Raw genomic sequence first — 3,287 nt, 5'->3', positions numbered from 1 at the left:
GGGTTGAACGGCCCGGGCGCTTCGCGGCGCGCCGGCGCGAACAGCCGGCGCTTGCAGTCGCCGGCGATGCGGCGCCAGTAGAGCAGGCCGCCGGTGCGGTAGATCTGCGCGATCCGCGTGCTCGTGGCCTCGGCCAGCCAGCGCGACTTGTAGTAGCCGAAGCCCGACAGCAGGTTGAAGAACGCGAAGCCGCCGTCGATCGCCTCGCGCATGCCCAGCAGCAGCATCGCGGAACCGGGCGCGAGCCGGCCGGCCCGGTCGTCGTGGACGATGTGCAGCGCGTACAGGCCGTCAAGGAAGGCGCCGTTGATCAGCCCCGCGATCGGCACGCCGTCGACCAGCAGCACCTGGATCGACACCCGCATCGGCTGCGCCTCGTCGAGCAGGCTGCGGAAGTAGGCGAGGCGGGCCGGGTGGCGCCCGATGTCGGCTTGCGCACGGGCCTCGCGGGCCTTCCAGCTGCGCGGCTCGATGCTCAGGTACAGCGCCAGCAGCGCCGGCGTGGTGCCCGGGTCGGACGACCTCAGCAATGTGACCTCGCCGGCGGCAAAGGTGGCCTCCAGCTGCCGCGCCAGGTTCGAGCGGGACTTCTTCGACAGCGCCTGCCAGTACGCCGGGAGGCCGGCCCAGCGGACCGGGATCGTGCAGTTCGCAAGCGCCGGCCACTCGCGCACCAGGTAGCCGCCGAGGTCGACCGAGGCCGGCGGAGGGAACAGCGGCGAGCCCGCGTCCTGCTGCTGGAACTCCAGGTAGCTCCAGTCGGCGCGCCGTGCCAGCAGGTGCGCGTAGAACGCCTCGCAGACCGGGCCCACGTCCTCGGCCCGCGCGACGGCGTGCGGGCGGTCGGTGTCGTGCGTGACGAGGAAATCGACGGTGGCCACCGGCACGCCCAGCACGCGCCGCAGCACCCGCTTGAGCGCGACGTAGCCGACCAGCTCGTTGCGCCGGAACGCGGCCAGGAACCACAGCTGCATGCCGGTGCCGGCGGGGTGGCGTTCGTCGTGGCGCAGCCAGGTCTCGAAGAACGCGAAGGTCGAGAACGGGTCCGGGCGGGCGGACTGGCGGTTCAGCGCATCGATGTCGTGGCGCAGCGCCGCGGCCTGCGCGAGCGACCCGAAGCAGCGCACCTCGATCACAGCGGCGCCACCCCGTCCGGCGCGTCGGGGTCCACGCGCAGCGCGGCGGCCTCGTGCCGCTTGAGGCGGATGCGGTCGAGCCCGGCACGGCGGGCCAGCTGGTGGGCCAGCACCTTCAGGCCGGCGATCGGGCCGGCGTCGCGGGTGGAGAGGCCGGTCCAGCCGAAGCGCAGGCGCATGAAGCGGTTGGCGGCCTGGACGCGCGCGCGCCGCCGGGTCTGCGGCGTGAAATGCTCGGTGGACAGCGAGACGTTGATCCCCTCGAGGTTGGAGATCCGGTGCGGCGCGTTCTGGGCCCAGGCGATCCACTGGCCGGGCTCGAGTTCGCAGCGCGTCGCCGCGACATCGAACGCCGGGTCGAACGGCAGGTATTCGTGGCGCGCACCGGCGAAGATGTCCTCCATCGCCTCGCGCGGCACGAAGTGCGGATCGAGCGGCGGGTACACCCACACGCGCTTGCGGCCGCGGACGTGCCACAGCACCGAGGCCGGGCCGTCGACGTGGTAGTACACCATCGCGCGGGGCGACGAGATCAGCAGGTTGCCGTGGCTCGCGTCGGGGCGGAAGCCCGGGATCCCGTCGGCGAGCTCCTCATAGAGCCGGTCGATCAGCGTGCGGAAGCGGGCATCGGCCCGGTCGACGCGCGTCAGGTTGAGCCACAGGCAGCCCTGTTGCACCGCGCGCAGCAGGTCGGCGCCATCGAGTTCCTCGTGGCGGACCGGCCGGTTCTGGTCGGGGCGGGCCGGGTCGCTGCCCATCGTCAGTGCATGCAGCTGCTGGCGCGGAAAGCGGTCGAGCAACTCGCACAGTGCCTCGTCGGAGAACAGGCCGGAGTCGGCGAGCGCATGGGTCGACACGGTCGGGCGCGTGCCGAACTCGCTGCGGGTTCCGCTGGACAGGCTGACCAGCGGGGGGAGCGACGGGACGAGAGTGGCGGCGGCGATGGGAGACTCCTGCAGCGTGGGCGGCCCGGCACGGCGCACCCGGCCTGTGGGGCATGCTGGCCGGTGGCGGAGGCGCCGTCCGTGCGCTAGCGAACCGGCGGCGGGCATTTTCGAGGCTTTCTGCCTGCGCCCGCTCGGCGCGGGCCGGTGTGCAGGCGACAATCTGCCGCTGTCGCCGCTGCGCACACTGTCGACCTGACTCTTCCGGAATCCATGCTGCCGTCGCGTTCGCTGATCTGCCTGCTGGTCGTGCTGACGAGCCTGCTGCCCGTGCAGGCGCAGGCGGCCGTGCCCGACACGCCGGCGCGCGCGATGCTTGAGCGCAGCCGCGCCGCGATGCGCAGCGACCCCGAGCAGGGCCGCAAGCTGGCCGAGCAGGCGCTGGCCGAGCTGGACCAGGCCGGCGCCGCGGCCGACCCGGATTCGCTGGTGCTGGCCCACTGGCTGCTGTGCGACTACCACTCCGAGCGCGACCGCGCCGCCGCCGAAGCGCACCTCGGCCAGGCGCGCGCGCTGCTGCCGCGGGCGCCGCGCCTGCGCGCCAGCCTGCTCGGCTGCGAGGGCGACCTGCGCGAGCTGGCCGGCGACAGCGTGCAGGCGATGGCCTTGTTCGAGCAGTCGGTCGCGGTCGCCGAGCAGATGCACGACGACGAGCAGCGCGCCGACGGCCTGTACCACCGCGGCTACCTGCGCGGCGTGCGCGGCGAGTTCGCCAACGGCCTGTTCGACCTGCGCCTGGCCAACCAGCTGTACGAGCGGCTGGGCATGCCGCAACAGGCGCTGACCTCGCTGAACGCGATCGCGATCCTCTACAACCGCATGGGCGACTACAGCCAGGCGCGCTACTACTTCGAGGCGGCGCTGCGGGCGCAGCAGGCCGCCGGGCTGCGCCGCGAGCAGGCCGTCACGCAGCACAACCTCGGCCGGGCGCTCGAGAACCTGAAGGACTGGGACGCCGCGCAGCACGCCTTCGAGTCGGTGCTGGCGCTGAGTCGCGAGCTCGGCTATCCGCGCGGCGAGGCCTACGCGCTGCGCGGGCTGGCCAGCGTGCGCAACGCGCGCGGCGATGCGGTGGGCGCGCTCGCCCTGCTCGACCAGGCGAGCGAGCTGCAGCACCGCACGCCCGACGAGCGCCTGCGCGCGCAGGTGCTGCTGCAGCGCGGCATCGCGATGCGCCTGCTGCGCCGCCCCGGCGATGCGGCGGCGG

3 protein-coding genes are annotated in these 3,287 nt (G+C 73.5%); 1 reads left to right on the top strand and 2 read right to left on the bottom strand.

All coding sequences use genetic code 11. The annotated features are described in order from the left end of the window. Together AC1D12_RS28750 and AC1D12_RS28745 are read right to left on the bottom strand one after the other, a co-directional pair. Window positions 1-1,136, bottom strand: a 1,136-nt coding sequence (locus tag AC1D12_RS28750; protein ID WP_477844529.1) for a GNAT family N-acetyltransferase, incomplete at its 3' end; no start/stop codon positions are given. Further along, window positions 1,133-1,993, bottom strand: coding sequence for a hypothetical protein (locus tag AC1D12_RS28745; RefSeq protein WP_477844527.1), 861 nt, complete (start codon window positions 1,991-1,993; stop codon window positions 1,133-1,135). The genes AC1D12_RS28750 and AC1D12_RS28745, both read right to left, overlap by 4 nt. Window positions 1,994-2,293: 300 nt before the next feature. Here AC1D12_RS28745 and AC1D12_RS28740 point away from each other — a divergent pair. Beyond that, window positions 2,294-3,287 (top strand): tetratricopeptide repeat protein (locus AC1D12_RS28740; RefSeq protein ID WP_477844525.1); only part of this gene is annotated, 994 nt, incomplete at its 3' end.

The sequence above is a fragment of the Rhizobacter sp. P1_G5 genome, from assembly GCF_056405435.1.
Note: the sequence above shows the minus strand (reverse complement) of the source record. Positions and strands in the feature narration are given on the sequence as shown.